Below are 3271 nucleotides of genomic sequence, written 5' to 3' on the forward strand. Positions count from 1 at the left end.
TGTTAAAGGAGCATCCATCGTCAGAACCTAAACCCACTTCTTCAATCAAAATCGCAATCAGCCCAAATCCATGCCCCCAGCCCATCACGCACAAACCTCCCGCGGAGCGGGTTCGTTCCTTGGCGCAAAGCAGACAAAAGGCAAAACTTGCAAAATGATTTTTGCAGATATGAGATGGCCTGCAACGGGCAGAAGCGTCGGCCGCGCAGCGGCGGTTCGGTGCGGGGAACATTTCTTGAAGATAGCTGACCGCCACTTGTGACAATGAGCGCATTCTTTGATGGCTTATAACAGTTTTATGAAGCCCGATCGAGTGAAATGGAATGCGCGATTTGAATGGCTTGAAGTGGGGAAGTTTTCCGGCCTGCCATGAAAATGCTATAGACTATGACTGTTTTAACAATCACCAAATGATGTAGTGATTGTTATATCGGTCATAATCTTGAAAAATCTGATTACCTATGCTAAGGGCGCTTATTGTGTGAAGAAACCTTCAAATAGCCAGGAGCTAGAATGCCTGAACAACCACGCACCTATTCCCGCATTACGCGCGATGTGCTGACCCTGTTAGGCAGCCTTATTCGCCTTGGGCGAAAGCAACGCAAAATGAGTGAGGCTGATTTAGCGGCTCGGGTGGGTATCGCACGCAGTACGTTGCAACTGATTGAAAAGGGTCATCCAAAAGTCGAGATCGGCTTGGTTTTTGAAGCGGCAACGCTTGTGGGTGTGCCCTTGTTTGTCGATGAGCCATCGCGGCTGGCTTCTGAGCAGTCGCGGATTGATGATAAATTGGCTTTGCTACCCCAATCGGTTCGGGTCCCACGATCGAAGGTAAAGGATGACTTCTGATTATACCAACCCAGATCGCGAAGCCTTTGTCTGGATATGGCTGCCCGGTGCAGCGGAGCCAGTTATTGCTGGACGCATTGAGCTTGAAGGCGGCATCTATACCTTCAATTATGGCCAATCCTATCTGGAACGCGACAATGCCATTGCGATCTATATGCCGGAACTGCCGCTAAAACGCGGCAGGATCGCCCCTGACGCACCCCATGAAATGGCAGGCTGCTTGCGCGATGGCGCGCCTGATGCATGGGGCCGCAGGGTCATCATCAATCGTTTGACGGGCTTGAGCCGCAATGCTGCGCATGAAGTTGATTTTGGTGAGCTAACCTTCATGCTCAATTCGGGCTCTGATCGGATCGGCGCGCTCGACTTCCAGACATCGTCAGACCGCTATGAGCCGCGCGAGCAAGAAAACGCAACGCTTGAAGAATTGTTGGAAGCCGCAGAAAGAGTGGAACGCGGTGAACCAATTCCTCCTACTCTCGATAAGGCCCTACTCCATGCCAGTTCCATCGGAGGCGCGCGCCCAAAGGCCTTGATCCAAGACGACACTGACAAGTTCATCGCCAAATTTTCAGCCACAAATGACACGATGGCGGTTGTTAAGGCAGAATTTGTGGCGATGCGCCTTGCAGCAGAGGTCGGGCTAAATGTTGCCGCCGTACACCTTGCAAAAGCCAGCGGCAAAGATGTCCTATTGGTGCACCGCTTTGATCGCGAATGGACTGGAAACGGTTGGACGCGCCGCGGAATTGTGTCTGCCTTGACCCTGCTGAAGCTCAATGAGATGCACGCTCGTTATGCGAGTTATCGCGATCTTGCGGAGATTGTGCGTGCGCGCTTTACGCGTCCCCAGGCGACTCTTCGCGAGCTTTTCGGGCGCATGGTTTTTAATGTGCTGACAGGCAATACCGACGATCATGCTCGCAACCATGCTGCCTTCTGGGATGGTAGAAATCTGTCCCTCACGCCAGCCTATGACATTTGTCCTCAAGCCCGACTTGGGCGAGAAGCCAATCAGGCCATGCTCATTACTGACAACGACAAGCGCAGCCAGCTCGAAACCTGTCGCTTATCTGCGCCTAATTTCTTGATAAATGACAAGGACGCCAGAGAGCTGATCGATCGCCAAATCGAAACGATCACCCGTCTATGGCCCGCGATCTGCGATGAAGCAGAAATCAGCAATGTTGATCGGACTTATCTTTGGCGCAGGCAGTTTCTTAATGACTACGCATTTGAGGGATATGCGAACGGGCCCTAAGAAGCACGGCTCAGCATGACGACTGCTGGAGACGGAATTAGGTTGTTACACTTCCTTCCGCCCATGCCCTGACCTCTCCTGCCCGCCAGCGATGGCGGCAACTTCCAAAATGAGTTGGTTTTGGGAAGCCAATCTTTGGGTTGCGCGTTCGCTCCCAAATGGCTTTGCGGCCGAGTTTGAGATAGGCGCAGACCATGGCAGTCGTCCACCATTCGTCATTCTCCCAGCCTGTGGCGATCATAACTTTGGGCGGCTCTGGCTTGATGGAGTGCCTTTTTGCCTGTGTCTCTAGCGGCTGATCTGGTTGAGGGATCGGAGTATCGTTGGCGGCGACTTCAGGCGCACTGACATCAGGCCCAATGGCATCATCATTGGCGACGTCAATTGGTCGGGACTCCGTCATCTTTGGAGTTGGTATTGATCTTTGCTCGAGGGGTGGTGCTACCCACCCACCAAACATGTCCATTTGCGGACTATCGGCTTTATCAGCTTTTCTTCTTGCCATGATCTATCTCCTTCCTGTCGCACGACACTGGTTGCGGTGACGGATGCCGCGACCCGCTGTCAGCGCGAGATAACAATCCACTGCGTCGCGGACGTAGTTTTGAGTTTCTGAAATATCTGGGACGCGGCCAAGGCGTGCGACACGGTTTGGTCCGGCGTTATAGGCGGCAAGAGCGAGCCTTAGATCGCCAAAACGGCCAATCTGGGCAGCCAAATAGCGCGCACCTCCCCGCAGATTCTCTTCCCCGTCAAACGCATCTGCCACGCCTAACTCACGCGCTGTTGCCGGCATGAGTTGGGTAAGACCACGCGCGCCAACCGGACTAATGGCACGCGCATCATAAGCGCTCTCCACAATCACCAAGGCATGGAGGAGCTTAGGATCAAGACCCGTCTCACTGGCAATTTGCGTGATCAAAGCATCCAGCGGCTGTCTTGCTGGCAGCAGTCTGACCTCGCCATATTTGGGCATGGGATCAACTCGGGTCTGATCGGGCTCAATTGGGGGTTTGGTGCTTTCCGCTGGCTTACGCTCAAGGATGAGGCCTGGCTCAATGAACAGGCTACCGCCAGCTTGGGTCCAATCCGGTGGATCCGCGAGCGCAGGCGTTGCAAGCAAGCTCAGTGCAAGGATGAGGGTCCGACCTACCATGAAAG

The 3271-nt window shown here is 53.7% G+C and carries 5 protein-coding genes; 2 read left to right on the forward strand and 3 right to left on the reverse strand.

Going from position 1 to position 3271, the window contains the following annotated elements:
- Nucleotides 1-265 (reverse strand): hypothetical protein (locus tag ACIQ20_RS16270; protein WP_395782160.1); only part of this gene is annotated, 265 nt, incomplete at its 3' end.
- Nucleotides 266-513: 248 nt separating this feature from the next.
- On the opposite strand from ACIQ20_RS16270, the gene ACIQ20_RS16275 reads away from it, so the two are divergent.
- Together ACIQ20_RS16275 and ACIQ20_RS16280 are read left to right on the forward strand one after the other, a co-directional pair.
- A complete protein-coding gene (locus ACIQ20_RS16275; protein ID WP_395782162.1) occupies nucleotides 514-849 on the forward strand; it encodes a helix-turn-helix transcriptional regulator in 336 nt (111 codons plus the stop codon).
- Nucleotides 839-2110: a type II toxin-antitoxin system HipA family toxin gene (locus ACIQ20_RS16280; protein ID WP_395782164.1), complete on the forward strand. Its 1272-nt coding sequence runs from the start codon at nucleotides 839-841 to the stop codon at nucleotides 2108-2110. Before ACIQ20_RS16275 ends, ACIQ20_RS16280 begins: the two co-directional genes overlap by 11 nt.
- A 37-nt stretch (nucleotides 2111-2147) precedes the next feature.
- Here the strand turns inward: ACIQ20_RS16280 and ACIQ20_RS16285 are convergent, their stop codons facing one another.
- Both ACIQ20_RS16285 and ACIQ20_RS16290 read right to left on the reverse strand, forming a co-directional pair.
- Nucleotides 2148-2615 (reverse strand): helix-turn-helix transcriptional regulator, encoded by a 468-nt coding sequence (locus ACIQ20_RS16285; protein ID WP_395782166.1) that lies wholly within the window; start codon nucleotides 2613-2615, stop codon nucleotides 2148-2150.
- Between the two features lie 3 nt (nucleotides 2616-2618).
- A partial coding sequence (locus ACIQ20_RS16290) for a lytic transglycosylase domain-containing protein (protein WP_395782168.1) occupies nucleotides 2619-3271 on the reverse strand: 653 nt, incomplete at its 5' end.

The organism is Aquidulcibacter sp. (assembly GCF_044346625.1).
Taxonomy (GTDB): Bacteria; Pseudomonadota; Alphaproteobacteria; order Caulobacterales; family Aquidulcibacteraceae; genus Aquidulcibacter.